The 17,707-nt window shown below is 50.7% G+C and carries 16 protein-coding genes, 3 tRNA genes and 1 pseudogene; 13 read left to right on the top strand and 7 right to left on the bottom strand.

Annotation, left to right across the window (positions count from 1 at the left end; genetic code table 11):
* Positions 1–53: 53 nt before the first annotated feature.
* The 7 genes from OKC28_RS22115 to dauA form a co-directional block, all read right to left on the bottom strand.
* The gene (locus tag OKC28_RS22115) at positions 54–737 is read right to left on the bottom strand and encodes an AAA family ATPase (RefSeq protein WP_270691112.1); all 684 of its coding nucleotides are present in this window, start codon (positions 735–737) and stop codon (positions 54–56) included.
* A 153-nt stretch (positions 738–890) separates the two neighbouring features.
* Positions 891–2,600, bottom strand: a complete 1,710-nt coding sequence (locus tag OKC28_RS22110) for a relaxase/mobilization nuclease domain-containing protein (RefSeq protein ID WP_270691111.1) — start codon at positions 2,598–2,600, stop codon at positions 891–893.
* On the bottom strand, positions 2,591–3,289 hold the full coding sequence (locus OKC28_RS22105) for a plasmid mobilization protein (protein WP_059112248.1): 699 nt from the start codon (positions 3,287–3,289) through the stop codon (positions 2,591–2,593). The genes OKC28_RS22110 and OKC28_RS22105 overlap by 10 nt, the downstream gene beginning before the upstream one ends.
* 292 nt (positions 3,290–3,581) lie before the next feature.
* The gene (locus tag OKC28_RS22100) at positions 3,582–4,742 is read right to left on the bottom strand and encodes a tyrosine-type recombinase/integrase (protein WP_005346570.1); all 1,161 of its coding nucleotides are present in this window, start codon (positions 4,740–4,742) and stop codon (positions 3,582–3,584) included.
* A 291-nt stretch (positions 4,743–5,033) separates the two neighbouring features.
* Positions 5,034–6,344 (bottom strand): site-specific integrase, encoded by a 1,311-nt coding sequence (locus tag OKC28_RS22095; RefSeq protein ID WP_270691110.1) that lies wholly within the window; start codon positions 6,342–6,344, stop codon positions 5,034–5,036.
* An 83-nt stretch (positions 6,345–6,427) separates the two neighbouring features.
* Positions 6,428–6,515, bottom strand: a tRNA-Ser gene (locus tag OKC28_RS22090).
* Between the two features lie 274 nt (positions 6,516–6,789).
* Positions 6,790–8,526: a C4-dicarboxylic acid transporter DauA gene (dauA, locus tag OKC28_RS22085; RefSeq protein WP_270691109.1), complete on the bottom strand. Its 1,737-nt coding sequence runs from the start codon at positions 8,524–8,526 to the stop codon at positions 6,790–6,792.
* A gap of 347 nt (positions 8,527–8,873) precedes the next feature.
* On the opposite strand from dauA, the gene OKC28_RS22080 reads away from it, so the two are divergent.
* The 13 genes and pseudogenes from OKC28_RS22080 to OKC28_RS22020 all read left to right on the top strand — a co-directional run bounded on the left by OKC28_RS22080 (position 8,874) and on the right by OKC28_RS22020 (position 16,843).
* Positions 8,874–9,104, top strand: coding sequence for a hypothetical protein (locus tag OKC28_RS22080; RefSeq protein WP_265458218.1), 231 nt, complete (start codon positions 8,874–8,876; stop codon positions 9,102–9,104).
* Positions 9,095–9,170 (top strand) — tRNA-Asn (locus tag OKC28_RS22075). Before OKC28_RS22080 ends, OKC28_RS22075 begins: the two co-directional genes overlap by 10 nt.
* A gap of 2 nt (positions 9,171–9,172) precedes the next feature.
* A tRNA-Asn gene (locus tag OKC28_RS22070) sits at positions 9,173–9,248 on the top strand.
* 528 nt (positions 9,249–9,776) lie between these two features.
* Positions 9,777–9,893, top strand: a pseudogene (locus OKC28_RS22065) (IS1595 family transposase); the annotation flags it as partial.
* A gap of 77 nt (positions 9,894–9,970) precedes the next feature.
* Complete coding sequence (locus OKC28_RS22060) at positions 9,971–10,663, top strand: hypothetical protein (protein WP_270691108.1); 693 nt, start codon at positions 9,971–9,973, stop codon at positions 10,661–10,663.
* A 301-nt stretch (positions 10,664–10,964) separates the two neighbouring features.
* A complete protein-coding gene (locus tag OKC28_RS22055) occupies positions 10,965–11,183 on the top strand; it encodes a hypothetical protein (RefSeq protein WP_231721509.1) in 219 nt (72 codons plus the stop codon).
* Between the two features lie 12 nt (positions 11,184–11,195).
* Positions 11,196–11,720 carry a hypothetical protein gene (locus OKC28_RS22050; RefSeq protein WP_005314110.1) on the top strand — a complete coding sequence of 175 codons (525 nt, stop codon included), beginning with the start codon at positions 11,196–11,198 and terminating at the stop codon, positions 11,718–11,720.
* Positions 11,721–11,739: 19 nt separating this feature from the next.
* On the top strand, positions 11,740–12,234 hold the full coding sequence (locus OKC28_RS22045) for a hypothetical protein (protein ID WP_005314108.1): 495 nt from the start codon (positions 11,740–11,742) through the stop codon (positions 12,232–12,234).
* Positions 12,235–12,300: 66 nt separating this feature from the next.
* Positions 12,301–12,747, top strand: coding sequence for a DUF2787 family protein (locus OKC28_RS22040; RefSeq protein WP_265453330.1), 447 nt, complete (start codon positions 12,301–12,303; stop codon positions 12,745–12,747).
* Positions 12,748–13,053: 306 nt separating this feature from the next.
* Entirely contained in the window at positions 13,054–14,286 is a 1,233-nt protein-coding gene (locus OKC28_RS22035) for a tyrosine-type recombinase/integrase (RefSeq protein ID WP_270691107.1), read from the top strand.
* Positions 14,287–14,500: 214 nt separating this feature from the next.
* Positions 14,501–15,382 (top strand): helix-turn-helix transcriptional regulator, encoded by an 882-nt coding sequence (locus OKC28_RS22030; RefSeq protein ID WP_270691105.1) that lies wholly within the window; start codon positions 14,501–14,503, stop codon positions 15,380–15,382.
* Between the two features lie 91 nt (positions 15,383–15,473).
* Positions 15,474–16,118, top strand: a complete 645-nt coding sequence (locus OKC28_RS22025; RefSeq protein WP_265453333.1) for a TM2 domain-containing protein — start codon at positions 15,474–15,476, stop codon at positions 16,116–16,118.
* Between the two features lie 29 nt (positions 16,119–16,147).
* On the top strand, positions 16,148–16,843 hold the full coding sequence (locus OKC28_RS22020; RefSeq protein WP_270691104.1) for a hypothetical protein: 696 nt from the start codon (positions 16,148–16,150) through the stop codon (positions 16,841–16,843).
* Positions 16,844–17,707 lie beyond the last annotated feature (864 nt).

The raw sequence follows: 17,707 nt of genomic DNA, 5'->3' as shown, positions 1-17,707 counted from the left end.
CTCCTGCATGGAGACGCGATTAGATCACAGACGATCTGCCTGTTCAAATTTCATTAACAAAGTGCGATCCCGCCCTGCTGCCCATCCCGCAATGCTAGTGACATAACCCCATCAGCCTCACCATGAATGGATGATGCCCCTCTGATACCAGCAGCACCTGCATTATAGTTCTCAGCTCCTGGTGAAGATTTTCTGGCATGATGCACAACAATATGTGCAGCGGAGCGGCTAATTTTTCTGATGGACCGCATTACCTGCCCCATCAAACCGTTATCATTTTCCGCCGCTGTATGCATCCTAGCTAGTACATCCCAAATAATCAGGTCAGGCTGGATCTCATTCACGATGGAGATCATTTTTTTCGCCTCTACAGGATCCAATACATCCGTTGTCTGGAAATCACCACACCGGAAAAAATTCCGCTCAATTGTTTGGTCAGTCACATTATTATGTGCTGTCATGGTTAAAAAGCGTTTCCAAAACAACCGATCTTTTAGCTCAAAATCCATATACAACACTCGTGCTGGATTTCGATTCCTCCAGTTGAGGAACTGTCCTCCACTGGCGATAGCCAATGCGAGCTGCGTTGCGACCAGCGATTTACCAGATTTGGGGGCGCCATTGATGATCCACTGATCACCCTGCTCAATCAGTTCGTCCAACAACCAAATCGGTTTTTGCTCACTGGCAATCCGCCCCTCACTAACCCCCCAAGCTAACATTCTATTCTGGAGCATACATACTCCTCCCAAAAAAAGTTATTATTATTTGTTGTTTTTATAAATCAATGGTAGATATTAATTATTGCTATTTATAAAGATAAACATTGCAAGTAATCTTGTATTGATGATGTTCCGCAAATATAAAAAACAAACGCCATTCAGAATATTTTACAAAGAAAGATCTGAATCCATTTCATGACGTGCAGTCCTCTGGCCAGAGTGCTCGTGCTGAGATTTTAATGCATACGCTCCAGGCCTCATCCTGAAACGTGCAATTTTTTTGGCTGCTAATATAGGGTTATCCATTATGATTCTAAGACCTCGAGTAGCAATCTCACCGACCTCTGCGTACTCTCTACGGAGCCGCTCAAGGTCTGAACCTGCTCCTGCAACTGTTCGAGCGAAACGCTCATCTGATGAATGGAGTTCTCGGCAGAGACGTTGCTGTCGCTGGTATGCGTGTTCAAATGCTGCACCATGGTCAGCAAGACCTGATGGTCGTTCATTATCTGCTGCTGTGTGACATGCTGCGATTGAACCTGCTCCCTGAGTGTTGCTATCGAGCTCATCTGCTCGGTGTTGATAAAACTGAGCAACTCTAATAATTGTTTCTCTAAATTCATGATTCACTCCTAGTAATGCTAAAATAGCGCTCAAAATTTTCATCAGCAGTTGAATTAATGCCTTTTCGGTGTCTACTGTTAGGGTTCCCTCAGGGTTAATTGGGGTCAGTGTGTAACCTGCATATAGCTGCATCTGCTGTTGCCAAAAAAGAGCATTTGTTGGCTGTTTGCGATCTCTCCGGATTATCACTGCGGTCATACCTGTCGGTCGTCTCACAGGCCTCGGAGAGGGCATTGGGTGCAGCGTCTCAGTGACGTTATAGCGGCTCTGATTGAAGGCCCGGCGTTTGGCTATCCGCTCCTCAATCTGCTGCCAGAGTGCATCCAACGACGGTTGTGGAGGCGTTGTTATCGTCAACGTCGGTCTCACCGCATCAATACTGGTAAACGCACGGCTAAATAAAGGTCCCTTCAGCCGAAAAGCCTTGATCTTTCCCTCTGGCACAATCCGTATGTAATCCTTTTTAGCCTCGACTTCGCTAATACCATACATTTGTCGAGTCTGAGGTTGCTCCAGCCAATCAATCACAGCTTGTCGGTTACATAACTGACCCTGAGTTACCCGTAACTGCACCGCATCAGATAACGCTGCAATCAAGTCCGCATTTTTACTGTACCGTGGTATTGTTCCTGTCAGCCTCTGGCGTTGCGGATCATCTGGACGTGCGAGGTTATGTTTCAGGTTGAGGTAATCGCGGATCGCATTAAAATCTCCTTCCGCACCTGGTGGGTGAGGGTTGAAATATTTTCCAGTGCGAAGATTAATCCGTGGGATTAAGAAATGATTCTCCAGATTTTGTTCATGCGTATGTTGTACCCACAAGATCATCCTGTCCTCTATGGGTAATCCAGCAAAAACCAGCTCCTCCATCAATGCACGAAATTCCTGAGCAATATCAGGATTGGAGCTCAGCGCCTGGTTGTCCTCAATTGCATGTGCAATGACACCGCTGGTGTATTTATATTTATGTGGCGATATCTCGATTGCATAAGTAATGTCTCGTGGATTTCCAGCCAACAGCTCAGGTGGTGGAGTCCGTTGTACACCATGGATCAGTCTCAGTTGTTGGTTCAACCGATGAACCAATGGAGCGTCATTTTTATCACGAGCAACCCTAATCGCATCAGCGATTGTACTACGCTCATTTTTTTGTTGCGGAGTCAGAGCGCTGTAGATACCCAGTAGGTAATCTATTGGGGCGCTGGATTTAGTCTGGCGATGCCCATTGGTTGCAAAAAATCTAATCACCGCCATAGCTCATGCTCCTCATACTCACTCTCGATTAATGCTGGATTTACCTCCACTGCATCCTCGTCATCCTCACCTGAGTGTGACCATGTAGTGTCTGGGGTCGCAGTATCGCTTTTGTCATGGCGTATAACCCGAGATGGCTGTGTTAATTGTGGTGATAACATCTCGTTGATTTTATCAACCTGCTCTTTATGTTGTTTTTCTAGTTCCCTGAGTTCGCATAAAATAAAAAGTAGATTTACATCGCCCTTATGGGAGTTACACCATTTTACCAGCTGATTGAAATTGTTATAAAACCCGGTCTGTTGCGCAATAAGATTATTTATTGTGTCGCGTAATGTTTCTGCTGGAGAAATGACGATTTTCAATTTTGTGAGAGATTGAGATGCTAACCTCGATACAGTGATGCTTGCATTTTTAGCCTTTTTCTCCCAACGACGTTTTTCCTCATATGTGCAGCGTAGCTCGATTCGATGATCACGGATCTCTGTAAAACTCGGCAGCATTTGTCGAACGATGTCTGTATCCATATTTACATCTCTAGCTATACCGTTAATAGTGACAGCGATATCGTCATTGATGCACCTGATAACGGCCCTTTCAATGAGCAGCATGAGATCAGGATCTCTTGTCAGCTCCTCACGTAAAGTATTATTTTTGCTATTCCTTAATTTTTTATTTTCTTTTCCCACGTATTGTCTCCTGGCTGCTGAACAGCTCTAATTTATATATTTAGCGGGTCTGGGCGGCAGCCCAGGTAGGTCCAGGGCGACAGCCATGGCAAGGCTCCGTACACCGTACATTGCGGAACGCAATTTGTACGGTGTAGGAGTGACCTTGCTCTTATTACTTTTCGCCAAAAAACGATTTGTCAAAAACACACTTTTTATCCATGTGCTTTTGCCTGATACGATGCCGTACAAATTCTGCCTACAACTATCCGTACAACCAATATTCTGGCTGCTGGAAATTCTGTTTGTTTTGCTAAATTCTGTTGCCCGTCACTACCGTATTGCTCAGTGCCTGTTGTAGCCACGCCATTAATTGCTGGTGCATCTGTGGGTTAGCCATCAGTGCATTCAAATCAACAGGTGGTAATATGGCTGGCACGGATTTGGATGCCTCAACCAGTCCGGGATCATCACCATGAATACAATCGTGTAGGGCCACTTCTGCTTTGGCACCAAAGTCAGCCGCATCCTCGGTCAACCATCGACCATAGTGGCGCTCGATCATCGCAGTCCCGTTGTGCCCCATTTGCCGGGCAATCCACTCTACGTTCACGCCAGCAGACAACAGTTGGCTCGCGTAGGTGTGGCGCAGCTGAGATGGTCCACGGTATTTGACACCCACCAGGTCACAATGCGGCTGAAAAAATGTTTCCCTGTACTCGTCAACCGAGGCGTAGGGTCGCCTTGCTGGGCGGTTATAGGCTACCAAGGTACGGCTAATTATCTTTTTAGTGCGATTATCTGTCTGGGTTACCGTGATCGATCTGGGCCTACGATGGCTAGCCTGTGCTATCAAGATACGTGCGGCTATTATTCCCTGTTCAGTCAGCTCAATCTTCCGCAGCGATCCTTTGGTTTTTGGCGTCTTATAAGCACCATCAACCAACGCGAGATCTACCGTCAAGATCCGTTTGTCTAGATCAAATGCTTCAACGCTCACAGCCAGTAATTCACTGATCCGCAATCCGGTTGCAAGCCCTAATTGGATTAATGCCACTTCAATCGGATTGCTTTCTTGCCGTTGCAGCAAGAGTTTTATCTCTTTTTTTAGAAAGGGTTGCGGCTCTTCAATCTCAAACCGGCATTTCTTGATGCTATCCATCGGGCTCAATGCTATCAGGCCATCACTCTTGGCTCTGGCAAACACCTGCCTGAGAATATCGAGGTAATGATTAACGGTATTACCCTTATACCTCTTAAGGAGTTTGGCAATCATTAACTCTAATTTGGTCGTGGTGACCGTAACCAATAGCTCTTTTCCAATCAGCGTCTGAAGTTGCTTTGTCTTTCGATAATAGGCCTTAAATGTTGATTGGGCGTACTGGTTTTTCTTGATCGTCAGGTTTTCAGTCAATGCATCTGCAACAGTTTTTCGATCTAGTTCTGTGGCCTGCGGGTTCTTGTCATAGGTCATTTGCTCTCATTCCAGCTAACTCTTGCCAGCAGGTTACGAGCGTTCAAGTACCATGTCAATACTTTTCGATCACATATCTTTATGGATGTCAATATTTATATTTACAAATATTTATAGGGGCTAATATTGACATGGGCGCATGATATGAATTGGTACTGCAACGACCCACCGTATTGAGATGGGTTGGCTCCTGCGCCCTGGCTATGGCACCAGATGTCATGCTGTCTGGGAGGGGCGCTAACCGCTACATACAGCGCTTAGCGACATATCCAGAGCTCAGGTGGCCTCTCTTCAAATGACGGTCACTAGATCCGCCGGTATCAACTCGATCTTCGCTTTCAACAGGGCAATGCTCACCCGTTTGCCGTAGCGGCCAAAGGTCAGCCCCTCCTTGCTGTGTCCTACCAGCTCCGCCACGATGTGCTCTGCCACATCCGCCTGCTGCAACTCATCAACAAAGGTGTGGCGCATGCCATAGATCGTCGGCCGCCCCTTACCGACAATGCCTGCATTGGTGAGATGGCGCTGGAACCGACACACCAGGTTGTGTGACCAGTCGGCGTCCTGGCCCGAGGGTTTATCGTCAAACAGGTACTGGCTGCCCTGGCTACGACAGTGGCCGACATACTCTAGGAAGTGATGTCTGATCAGTGCACTGTGCAGCGGAACATCACGGTAGGCGTTGGCCGTCTTGAGCTGCTGATCTTCTTCGCCCGCCTCGACCACCAGACACCAGATCCCCTCGATCTGTTTGACGTTCCGGGTCTTGAGTTGACATGCCTCAGACGGGCGCAGTCCGGCGTAGAGGCAGAGCAGCGGCACCCAGAAGTCCTGGGGCTTGAGTTTTTTGCCTTTTTGGGATTGTTTGGCTCGCAGGCTCGCAAACAGGGTGTCCAGTTGCGGGCGATGCCAGCGTACCCTGGCTTCATCTGCCCGCTTTTTCACTGGCTTCTTGCCCGCCGTTAAGTTGTCGAACGGGTTGCGGCTGCAATAGCCCAGGATCATGCACCAGCGGAAGAACTGCTTGGTGGCGGCAAGGTAATCTGATTTGGTTTTGAAGCTGATACTGTCGTTACGGAGCAGAGTGTTACGGAAGGCTTGAGCTAGGGCAGGCGTTATCTCATCGACCATGTGCCCCTTGGCCCAAGTGACGAACGCCTGAACCCGCAGTTGGAGTTGTCCGACGGATTTATGCTGGATCCCCTCACTGGCCTTACTCTCAATAAACTTCGTCAGCGCCTGTCTGAGGGGGACCCCTGTAGTAGGTGGAGAGGTATCGACGGGTTGCTTGATGGTCTGGGGAACGGACGAAAGCGCAACAGAAAGAGCATGATATTGCGGTACGGTAAAGCCCGCCGCTTTGAATGCATCGATCTCAGCTCTGATCCAGGCATGAAAACTATGGGTCGTGGCATCGGCAGGTGTCGCCGCAATGAGGGTGCGGACACGCGCCGCCAGCACCAGATTACGGTCTACGGCAACTTGACGTTCTTTGGTAAGGAGGGAAGTGCGGATAGCAAACGGCAAGCCACGGTCACGCAAATTCTTGGGCAAGGGAAGCCGAGTGTAGTAGGTGCCGGAGGCATTTTTACTCAGATACATGATTGTTCCACCCAGTTGATCCAGGAAAAAAATCACGTAAGTCTAGAAATGAAAAAACCCGTTGAAATTCAACGGGTTATATTTGGCGGTGAGGGAGGGATTCGAACCCTCGATACGTTGCCGTATACACACTTTCCAGGCGTGCTCCTTCAGCCACTCGGACACCTCACCAAATTTTTACTTCTTTGAAGTGGCTTTCGGAGCACGTTACACGCGCTTTCTTGCCGACTTCGTCGGTGGGCAGCCATTTTGGCATCCCACCAAATTTCTTCTCACATTTTCAGGTGCCTGAGTTGCACCATCGCTTGCAGACCATGCCGCAGCGACGGGGCGTAATGTAAGGGATGCATTGTGTTGGGGTCAATGCAATTTTGCGGTTTTCAATCTGTTTGCTCAAGAACCGAGCCAACTGCGCAAAATCTTTCCACCTCTGCATCCCATACCATCAACTGGCGGCCTGTTCGTGACTCTGCTCGCCTTTCAATGCCTCTTCCAGAGAGCCATAAAACTCCAACTGACCCGGCACAGGGCGCACCTTGGCACGCGCCAGTGTCTTCAACGGCTGAAACTGCAACTCGGCCACCCGCAGCTCCACTCCAGCCTTGGCCATCTGCTTTTCAAACTGCAGGAAAGCAGAGAGTCCCCCGGCATCCAGGATGGAGACAGCCTCCATCTGCAATACCAGCAGCTTGTGCCCCTGGACCTGAGCCACCAGCTCGCTAAAGACACGCTCTGCTGCCGCAAAAAACAGCGGGCCGTTGATCTTGTATAGCAAGGCATTCGCCGGTACTTCGTCGGCATAGCGTTTGTGATCGGCCAAATCGTGCAGCTTGGTCATCTTGGCAATTTCACGCATGAACAACAGCGACGCCAGGATCACCCCGAAGGTAATGGCAATGACCATGTCGAAGATGACGGTCAGCGACAAACACACCACCAACACCAGCACATCGGATTTGGGGGCGCGACGCACAAGCTCCACCACCTTGTGTGCCTCACTCATGTTCCAGGCCACGATCAGCAACAGCGCAGCCATGGCCGAGAGCGGCAACCAGGAGAGCCAGGGTGCCAGCACCAGAATGGCGGCCAGTACCACAAGCGCATGCACTATGCTGGAAACCGGCGAGGTGGCACCCGCCCGTACGTTGGCCGCGGAACGGGCAATGGCCGCCGTTGCCGTGATACCACCGAAGAAAGGCGCCAATATGTTGCCCAACCCCTGCCCCACCAGCTCGGCATTGGAGCTGTGCTTGCGACCCGTCATGCCATCGAGCACCACGGCGCAGAGCAGCGACTCAATGGCCCCCAGCATGGCCATGGAAAACGCCGCAGGCAGCAAGCGCTCGATGGCCGCCAGGTTCCATTCGACCGGTGAACCATCCGGCCCCGGCAGTGCCCAGGGCATTACCAGAGTCGGCGCTATGGGCGGGATCCCCATGCCTTGTGTGCCATCGGCCAGGGTATAACTGAACTTGCTGCCAATGGTGGCCACATCGACACCAAAGTAGTGCAGACCAAACCCCAGCCCCACACCCACCAGCACGGCGGGCAAGTGACCGGGCACCGGCAAGCGCAGCCGTGGCCAGAGCAATAGCACGGCCAAAGTAGTAATCCCGACCAGCGTGTCACCCCATTGCCAGCTTGGCAGGGCATGTACCAGCGCCTCTACTTTGCCTATGTAATTTTCCGGCATATCGGGCACCTGGAGCCCGAAGAAGTCCTTGATCTGCAAGGTGGCTATCACGATGGCGATCCCGCCGGTAAAGCCCAGGGTCACTGACGGCGGAATGTACTCAATCAGGCGCCCAAGTCGGGCCATCCCCATGGCGACCAGAAAGAAGCCGGAGATCAGGGTCGCCATCAGCAGGCCACCGACCCCGAATTGCTGGGCCACCGGGTAGAGGATCACCACGAAGGCGGCGGTCGGCCCCGACACGGAGAAACGGGATCCACCGGTCACGGCAATGACGATACCTGCGATGATGGCGGTATAGAGACCATGTTGTGGTGGCACGCCGCTGGCAATCGCCAGCGCCATGGCCAGCGGAATGGCGATGATGCCGACCGTGATGCCGGCGATCAGGTCACGGCCAAAGCGAGGGATGCTATAGGGTTCATCAATACAGGATTGGCGTAAAGCAATGGCCAGCTTCACGCTTTGCAAGGGAGCTTGGTTGTGCATGTATGTCGTAATACCAGAAGAGGGAGATAAAGGCCGGATTGAACCGGCGCCCGATCATCATCAAGGGCCGGCAGAACTGTCGACACGGCGATGGTATCCGGGGCAACCATACTCCAGCCGAGGAAATATTTCGATGGGCAGGATCAATGAATGACCATTACACCGCAAAATAGCGGTTTGTTGCTGGCATATCGCCGATTTTTATCACCATTACGCAGATTTTTCACTTCGCCTGCTAACCAAATGCACACGGCCCGCGGCAGACACTTCTTTCCCCATAGAGGCGGTGTATTAGGCATGGGACCTCCCATTCACCCACCCCATTTTTATTGAACGGACAGGGATGGTTGGCCATCACTGAGCAGCCAGAACGCAATCCGCCACCAGCGCAAAAATTGATAACGTGGCTGCAAAAGGCCAATCTCAAGCTGCTGATTGTGCTGAAAATAGTCCACAATGACCAAGTTTTGGACAAACAGGGCGAAATTCCATTTTTTGCGCCGGATCGCGGGTTGACACCCGGTCGACAGGCTATTAATATCCGCACCGTCTCAACGAGACAGGCAATTCCTCCTTAGTTCAGTCGGTAGAACGGCGGACTGTTAATCCGTATGTCACTGGTTCAAGTCCAGTAGGAGGAGCCAATTCCCTCGTAGTTCAGTCGGTAGAACGGCGGACTGTTAATCCGTATGTCACAGGTTCAAGTCCTGTCGAGGGAGCCAAATTTCAAAGCCCAGTCTCAGGACTGGGCTTTTTCATGTCTGTCGTTTGCTTGTTACCAGACGATCCAGTAAGCCCTCATTGCATGCCCCCACATTACTCTCGCAGTGAACAAGCAACACTACCTGTTTTCTCTCGACTCAAACCCGACTAACGCAGGCTCCGGTCCCTATCCGGTCAACTCAGCCGGTGAATAGGTCACGATCTAGCCCGAACCAGAAGTCATCCCCTTCCCTGACGCAAATACCTCCAGACACCCCCTCCGGTCACAGCTTCCGGTCTTTCTGCTGGGAGACCATGGGGATGCTCAGACCGGAACTGGTGGCACTGACGTAGAGATAACACAGATTGAAAGATGGAGACGCTCACCAGGGACGAGGGACGAGGAATGGTTCTTGGTGCAAACCGGAGCAAGTCTGGGGGATATCCGGTCGCTTGGGGCTGTGGCTGAGTTTGCCAGGAGTTGTGCAAAGTCACGTCGATGCCGACGAGGTGGCGGTGCGTCACGCCGACGCGACCGTCGGCAACTTTACTTCCGGTTTAATCATCGTTTTGACATCAAGAGCATGTTGGTTGAATTGGGGCGTGCAGTCATCGCAAGCCCTCCGATGCCATATCGGCTCTTGAAGCTGGCTGAAGGTCATGGGCAATCAGGAAAGAAAAAATTCTGTAAATTTGTGATAACTGGTAGATTGTCAATGTTAGATAATAAAAGGAGAGCTTCATGATCATGACAAGAGAGGAAATGAACGATTTAAGTGAAGAAGCCGATTTACATATACTAAACAGCGACTATGAAGCTCTAAAAAGCCTTATTGAGAGATTGACATCAGAAGAATTTGAATTTGAACACCCTTTTTATGAGGCTCATTACCTTTACACAATAGCAAACTGCTATTCCGTACTCTACGAGACTCGAAGAGTTGAATGGTATTCAGACGACCTAATGAAAGCCATCATCTATTACAGAAAATCTCTTCATCGAATCCCAAAACCTGACTGGAATCAAAAACCTGAAAATACTCAGGCAGTTAATGACCTTAAGTCAATGGTCCTAACCAACTTGGCTAACCGTCTTTCTTCTCAAGGAAGGGCTTTATGTTGCATACCTTTTTATGATGAAGCCATTGCTATAAATAAAAAAACTGAAGCGATTGCATCAAAGGCTAGAAATCAGCTATTTCTTGGCGAATCACTATATGATGACGGGCACAAATATTATCATTATTTTATTGCATACAGGCTGACCAAAGAAGCAGTTGAGAACATCGAGACACTATATCCAGAACACAGAGTCGACCTAGGGAGGGTGCGAATAAGCACCCTCCACAACGAAACTGAAAAAATTAGTTTATTAAATTCAAATACTTACAAAGGCGCATTTTTATGTTTGGTGACTTATTCGCACCTTCCCTAAGACTCGAACAACATCTGGGAAGCGAAATAAAATTTTACCATCCCGATCCATTGTCTTTATTGGTTCGCCGCCGTTAGTTGCAGGGTATATAATGTCAAAATTTTTCTCGTCCACACAACTCTCCATATGCAGTCTCTATAGCCGATTTTTATCGACAGCATACTATATGTCTTTATTGGAAACCATGATGCCGTAAAGAACTGTATTTTAAATGCATATTAAAACCATGTTCATCCAGAACATCAGGCCCTGAGCTAACCGCTCAGGGCCTTTTTCATATCAATGATCCAAAGGACAGAACATGTTTATCCACCAAATTTTACGTAAGCAAGTCGCCGCGATCAGCATCAAGCCAATGAGAGACGGCAGTGTCGATTTCACGGTCAAGGGCAGCACCAAAGGGGCTGTAAAGGGAGCTATCACTGGGGCAGGTATCGGTGCCAGAGGTGGTATCCCTGGTGCCGTCGCTGGCACCATCATCGGCGGTACTATCGGCTATATCACTGGGCCAGCGGACTGAGGGGGATTAGCCATGGACGAGTTCATCCAAGAAGGGAAATACGCTTCCCACGAAACGCTCAAGGGGTATGCCTACAGTTGGCAAACGCTGAGCTTGCTGATGCAGGAGGTCATCACAAACGGTATGTATGTCCCTGAGTTCCTGCCAGATGAAAACCAGCCTGTGCTGCTGGTCGTGGTCAAAGAGGCAACCGTGCTTAAGGCCAAGTCCCTGCACAGTGAAGCACCTGAAGTATTGATCTCGATAGCATCCCATACGAGAGAGTCAGTCCGGGATGACGACAACGGTTACTACGCCGACTACTGGCGGTTAGCTGCGGGAACCATCCAGCTGATCGACTGCGCAGAAGATGCCGTGTTCTGGCTGCCACTCCCAGCAGTGGAAACATGGGAGCCATATCACTTCTCCGGTTACGGCACTCCGTTCGATGCCCTGTCAGCTCCACTCCCTGTATTCCAGCATCTGGCCTTCGTTCTAAAACCTGAACAGGCACAGCCCGACTTGGGCACCACCATCTACCTGAAATCCACTATCTGAGTTACCTGAGGATCCCAATATGAATAGCAAGACCAACAAACAAGCCGCCAGCCAGCAGACCAATACTCAGCCCGAGAACAAGGCCAGCGATAAACCCATTCTATCTGCCAAGGTTATCTTGACCAGTGGTGTCGCCATGTTGCTCTCGCCAGGCTCAACTACCACTGTGGGCTATGAGATCGGTCATGAGCCTGAGCAAACTGAGCTGTTGATCCGTCTGACCGGCAGTAGTGGCGGTGGCCTTTGTTCCAAGGAGTGGTTCGGCTTGGCGCAAGTCGTCGATCTGCTGAATGAGCAACAGTCGGACAAGGCATTTACTTCCGGCCTGTTCAAGGTTATCTGGCACTTCAAAGGCAGCAGCAATAATGCGGGGTTCCTGGCTGCCGTACTGCGCCATCTGGAATTGACCAAGGCAGCGCCGGAAGTGCGGTTCGGTCATCTGATCACGGGCAAGCATACCGAGTGGTTTGAGAGTCTCAAGGCCAAGCTGCCAAAGGTCAGCACCACCAACTAACCCACGTCGACAGCCCGCTCTATTCCATCACGCGAATCCCCACCTTTCACTTCAAGAGAACCAAACATGAAACCTACCCTCGTTATCACGGGCTTGCCTGTGAGGATAAGTCACGACCTGCAAACGCTACTGGAGCAAGCCATCAGCTCGGCGCTGGAGGATTTCCCAGACGAGATCCCGGATGGCACAACACCCGCAACCCTGACCCTCAACTATCGAGATCCAGACTACAGCGCAACAACTGGAGGCTATCACCCTGTCGAGATCCGTCTTGAACGCTGGGATGACGGCTGGCACCTGCGCTATGTCACCGACTTTGCCTATGTGGGCCAAGGCTGGTGTGTCGAGCTCGCCAAGGAGTTGGATTTCGATTTCAGCATGGGTGAGTACACCCATTCGTTGATGGGGCAGATGTCACTGACAGAGGTGCATGAATGGTTTGATGTCTGGCAGCAGAGCTTTTGCTGCTACGCGCAGATGGATGTATTCACCCTGACGGTGACGCCAGACTGATCCAGTTCAGGCAAAGAGCTGAAAAAGTCGCGTCGGTGGCGACGAAGCGGTGGGAACCGTTTAGGTCAATTCGTCAGCTCGTCGCCACCGACGGCAAATTTCTACGTTTGGCGAATTTTCCCGCCCAGAAGACCGGATATCGACCGGAAGTAGGCCAAGCCCAGTTCCACCTCTGGCCTAAGACCAGCATTAGGCTCAGCCCAATCCCCAATCTCATCCCAGCAGCACAAGGAATTGACATCCCTGTGCTGTTTTTTCTTGGGCAGACCAGCCCTACCCCACTCATCAAATGACAGGAGACAGACGATGGCAAATGCTCCCTCCCGATTTCGCTTCACTCAAAAAGCCATTGAGGCGCTACCACCGAACCCACCCCATGCCAGATCAACAGAAGCCGAATACAGCGACACCCAGATCCCAGGCTTTAAATGTCTGGTAGGCAAAGGTGAAGGTTCCAAGAAATTCCTGCTTCGTTATCTGTGGCAAGGACGTAAACGGGCTATATCCATAGGCCGCTTCCCCGATGTTGACCTGAACACGGCCAGAGAGATCGCTACAGACTATAAACGGCTGCTTTCGCAAGGCATCGACCCCAAGCAACAGAAGGAAGATAAGCGGCAGGAACTCACCCTGACCGAGTTGTTTGAACAGCATTACTTCCCCTATGCCATGCACCACAAACGATCATGGCGGGATGATGCACAACGCTTTCGTGACCACGTAAAACCAGCATTGGGATCACGGTTACTGTCTGAGATAAAGCTTGAGCAAGGCCAGGCCCTGCAAACCAACTTGCTGAGCAAGGTAAAGCCAGCCACCAACAACCGGATCACCACCTTGCTCAAAGCGATCCTGACTTGGAGCGTTCGGATGGGTTATCTGGAACAACACCCAATGAGACATCTCAAGAGCCTGACTGAGAACAACCAACGCACCCGCTATCTGGACAAAGGGGAGATCAGACGGCTGTTTATGGCTGCGGATATCGATGAAAACCGTTATGCCGGTCAGTACGTCAAACTGCTGTTGCTGACAGGGTTGCGTAAGGACGAGCTGAGACTGGCCAAGTGGGAACACCTTGATCAATCCCAGCTGACCTTGTTCATCCCCCACACCAAGAATGGGAAAAGCCGGATCCTCCACCTCAACCATATGGCCATGCAGATCCTCAAGGAGACCCACCTTATAGAAGGGAACCCCTATCTGTTTCCCGGACAGAAACAGGGCCAGCCGCTCAACAACGTCACCAGACCATTTAACCGGATGCTCAAGCGGGCACGGATTGAGGGGCCAGTCTGTATCCATACCTGCCGCCACTCAGTCGCAGCCTTGATAGTCTCCAGTGGCGGAACCTTGTATGACGTGCAAGCCCAGTTAGGTCATGCCAGCAGCCAGACCAGCCAACGATATGCCCACCTGCACGCCAGCAGACTGCGGCACACCAGTACCCAAGTGGCCAACTGTGTGGAACAGGCGTTGATATCCAACAAAGTGGCCCACTCGGCCCTACCCAAACTCGGCCAAAACGGAGGAATTTAGGGAAAAATGCCGACGGTCGTGACGTGCTGGCGGGCCAAACTCGACGCGATCGTCGGCATTCCATCAACTTTTCCGCATTTTCAGATACCAAAGTCCCTGCAGCTATACCAACTCTGCTTACCCAAACACTAACCTGTCGTGAAAATCCAAGTCGACACGCCCTGTCGGGCACCTCCGTGACACTTGGATACCTTTGACTACGATGCTCCCCTGGATGGCAGAACACGACACCTTAGCCCAGCGCCTCGGCGTGATCCTGACCAAGCTCAATCACGGACAGCGGTTGGTGATCTCCGAACTGGCTCATGAGTTCAACGTCTCACCACGCACCATACAACGGGATCTGAACGTCAGACTGGCTTACTTGCCATTGGAGCGTGAGGGGCAGACCTATTGGCTTGACCCATCCTATTTCGGTAGAGCATCGACTCCCGCGATCCTTCGGCTGTGTGAGCAAGTTGGGGCCAAAGCGCTGTTCCCGGACGATCACGACGCTCTGCTCAAGCAATGGCTCAACCCCAATGGGTCCCCCGTGTTCGTTCTGTCAGGCTTTCAACTTGATGAAGATGACAGCCACCACCAATGGTTAAAGCCGCTTGCCAAAGCGATCAGCCAACAGCTCAAAGCCAGGCTGACTTGGGTTGGTGAGCAAACAGAACAAGAGGTTGAGCCATATCGCTTGGTCAATAAGCGAGGCCGCTGGTACTTGGCAGGTGTATCCACGGAAGCACCGTTTATTGAGCCCCTATCCCGAATATCGCTCATCAGGCTGACGGAGGCAGCAGCCACTATCGCAGAACCTCAGCAACAGATACTCCAACGGTTGATCGAGCAAGAGGCCATCCCATCCCATGAAGTCGTTATCAAGGCGGCTTCACCCATCGCCCACGAGTTCAAGCTCAGGAACATCCTTCCCGAGCAGGCTTTTATCAGAGAGCTGGAGGACGGCAGCATCTTGCTGGCAAGCCGCGTTTTCAGTGGTTCTCAATTGTTACCTGTGATAAAAACCTATCTTCCCTATTTAGAGGTAGTTTCCCCAAAAGGTATACAGCAATTGGTCAAGCGTGACCTCAAGACCCTGCTCAGCCGGATGTAACCCAAATTTCACGCCACTTATTTCAATCCCCGACACCACCTGTCGGGGCCAATCACCACTATCTGTAGTTCAACCAACAAGGAGCAAAACCATGGGATCTCCCACGATAACTACGCTATCTGACCTCGTTCTACGCAGTCATGACGATTATGAGACAGTCTTCGAGCATGTAGCCGCTCACCTGCAAGCAGAGGGTGGCACCATCAAGAAAGCTGACCGGGCTAAGGGAACACTGGAAGCATCCTGGAAGTACGGGGTTAACCCGTTTGGTCAACGGGTCACGGTGCATTTCAGCTCGCCGGAAGAAGGAATTGTTGAGCTATCGCTGACAGGCTCTTTCGTTGATGCCATCGATACCTTCGGTACGGCCAAGAAGAAAGCCAAAGCGATAGCAGCGGTGATACCCAATCCAATTGATGTGACGGCATGGCCTATTCGTGAACCTTCACCGACACAAGCACCAGTCCAATCAGCACCAGTGGGAAGCACAGTTCACCATCGGGGCAAGCGGAAGGTCTTGATGGCCATCTTGATGTTCTTTGGCGGCGGTCTGGGCCTACATAAGTTCTACACCGGAAACTGGGGCTGGGGTCTGATCTATTTGGCTGCCTGCACAACGGGGATCCCCGTTTTACTGTCGGTCATTGAGTTCATCCGTGTGCTGTGTCTGACCCAAGAAGAGTTCGATAAACGCTACAACTATCAGGCTGTGAGGGCATTCCAATGGGTATGGTAAGGGTAAAGAGGCTCGCTCTGGCGGCCAGCGTGTCACTGCTGATGGTCCCTGCTGCTCAAGCTGGACTGCTCAGCAAATGGGACGAGCTGACCGTGAAAGAGGGCGAACTGGATAGTTGCCCAGGCGTGACCTTGGATCAGCAGGCCGATAGCTTCTTCAAAGATCCCGATTGGTCGGCAGGCACAGCCGCTGATGGGCGCAAGTTGGTCAATGTGAGTGGCACATTCACATATGGGGATAGACCTGTACGGGGCATGCTTCAGATGTGGGTTCAAGGCGAGGAATTCAGCGTGGAAGCGTTGGAGATAAACGGTCAGCCACAGCCTGAGATCATGATCGACGCACTGCTGAGCAAGATGTGCGAGGCAGCAAAAGAAGAAGCCGCTCCCCAAACAGCTCAACAAGGCGCACAGCCTCTCCCCTTCATTGGCAAGCGTAGCTTCAACTTTGCTGGTGGTAACGGTACTGAGGAGTTCATCACGATCCAGAAGAATGGTCTGACAGTTATCGAAAGCTGTGGTGCATCGCTGATGGATGACAATGGCAACTTCCAAGAGCCAAGTTGTTCTGTGGATTGGCAAGGCCCCTTCGCCATCCCGCTCAAGACCAAATCAGCTATATATCGAGTAGAGAAGGAGAGGATTTATCAGATTGAACCAGATGGCAGCCCAGCCCGAGACTGTATGGCATCCAGAGAGGATTGCAGCGTCAGTCTGTACAAGTAGAGCAAGGTCGGTGGCATGAAAGCGGGAGCAATCCCGCTTTTTTCACCAAACGCTTTTACCAAACGATAAAAAATCTCGACGGTCGCGTCGTCGGCATCGACGACATTTTCACACCACTGTATAAAAAAACAGTCCACTCAAGCACTTTGCCATTTCAGCCCTGTAGAGCAGGTCGCTTTCATGCATGGGTGACTAAAAAAACGCCAAAAAATCCAAGATTTCATCTTTTTTTCAAAAATATTTCAGTGCATAAATCTATTTAAAAATGCCCGCAGCCAAGGCTTGTCATCATAAGCCCAAAAAACCTATCGCTTCGTTAAACGGCTATAAACCAGTTTAAATGATATTTCAGAAAAACACGCAAATGTCAACAACAATCATTGAGCAATATACGCATGATTTTATATTCTTAACATATGAATAGAATCATCATTTTAAGCATAATAGTCCATTTATATGCGCCTTGGCACCTATTGACCTACAAGATTCGCCTGCTATTATTCACCGCACTTGGTCAGCACTGCTGGCCCGGTGGATCGGTAAGTAATAACCGAGAGTTGCTGACAGTGTTGCCAGCAACAAGCGGATAAAGCCACCTACCAACTTGAAGTAATGTCAGTAGTTCACATTGCTGACGGTTGCTGTTCAGTACATCGAACGGCTTGCTTCGGCTAATTAGGTGACAAATCTTAGCGATGCTCTTTAACAACTTGACATTGTGCTAGGGAAGGTGCGAACAAGTCCCTGATATGAGATCATGTTTGTCATCTGGAGCCATGGAACAGGTTTCATCATGAGTCATCAACTTACCTTCGCCGACAGTGAATTCAGCAGTAAGCGCCGTCAGACCAGAAAAGAGATTTT

Origin of the sequence: Aeromonas sp. D3, from assembly GCF_027705025.1 — a bacterium.
In the GTDB taxonomy this organism is placed as follows: Bacteria; Pseudomonadota; Gammaproteobacteria; order Enterobacterales; family Aeromonadaceae; genus Aeromonas; species Aeromonas salmonicida.
The sequence above is the reverse complement of the archived record's forward strand: the minus strand, read 5'-3'. Positions and strand labels throughout refer to the sequence as shown.

Coding starts and splice junctions, on each gene's coding strand:
- OKC28_RS22030 (WP_270691105.1), top strand. CDS start 14,501: ATGGCAGAACACGACACCTTAGCCCAGCGCCTCGGCGTGATCCTGACC.
- OKC28_RS22025 (WP_265453333.1), top strand. CDS start 15,474: ATGGGATCTCCCACGATAACTACGCTATCTGACCTCGTTCTACGCAGT.
- dauA (WP_270691109.1), bottom strand. CDS start 8,526: ATGCACAACCAAGCTCCCTTGCAAAGCGTGAAGCTGGCCATTGCTTTA.
- OKC28_RS22115 (WP_270691112.1), bottom strand. CDS start 737: ATGCTCCAGAATAGAATGTTAGCTTGGGGGGTTAGTGAGGGGCGGATT.
- OKC28_RS22050 (WP_005314110.1), top strand. CDS start 11,196: ATGGACGAGTTCATCCAAGAAGGGAAATACGCTTCCCACGAAACGCTC.
- OKC28_RS22095 (WP_270691110.1), bottom strand. CDS start 6,344: ATGTATCTGAGTAAAAATGCCTCCGGCACCTACTACACTCGGCTTCCC.
- OKC28_RS22045 (WP_005314108.1), top strand. CDS start 11,740: ATGAATAGCAAGACCAACAAACAAGCCGCCAGCCAGCAGACCAATACT.
- OKC28_RS22110 (WP_270691111.1), bottom strand. CDS start 2,600: ATGGCGGTGATTAGATTTTTTGCAACCAATGGGCATCGCCAGACTAAA.
- OKC28_RS22040 (WP_265453330.1), top strand. CDS start 12,301: ATGAAACCTACCCTCGTTATCACGGGCTTGCCTGTGAGGATAAGTCAC.
- OKC28_RS22100 (WP_005346570.1), bottom strand. CDS start 4,742: ATGACCTATGACAAGAACCCGCAGGCCACAGAACTAGATCGAAAAACT.
- OKC28_RS22055 (WP_231721509.1), top strand. CDS start 10,965: ATGTTTATCCACCAAATTTTACGTAAGCAAGTCGCCGCGATCAGCATC.
- OKC28_RS22035 (WP_270691107.1), top strand. CDS start 13,054: ATGGCAAATGCTCCCTCCCGATTTCGCTTCACTCAAAAAGCCATTGAG.
- OKC28_RS22060 (WP_270691108.1), top strand. CDS start 9,971: ATGATCATGACAAGAGAGGAAATGAACGATTTAAGTGAAGAAGCCGAT.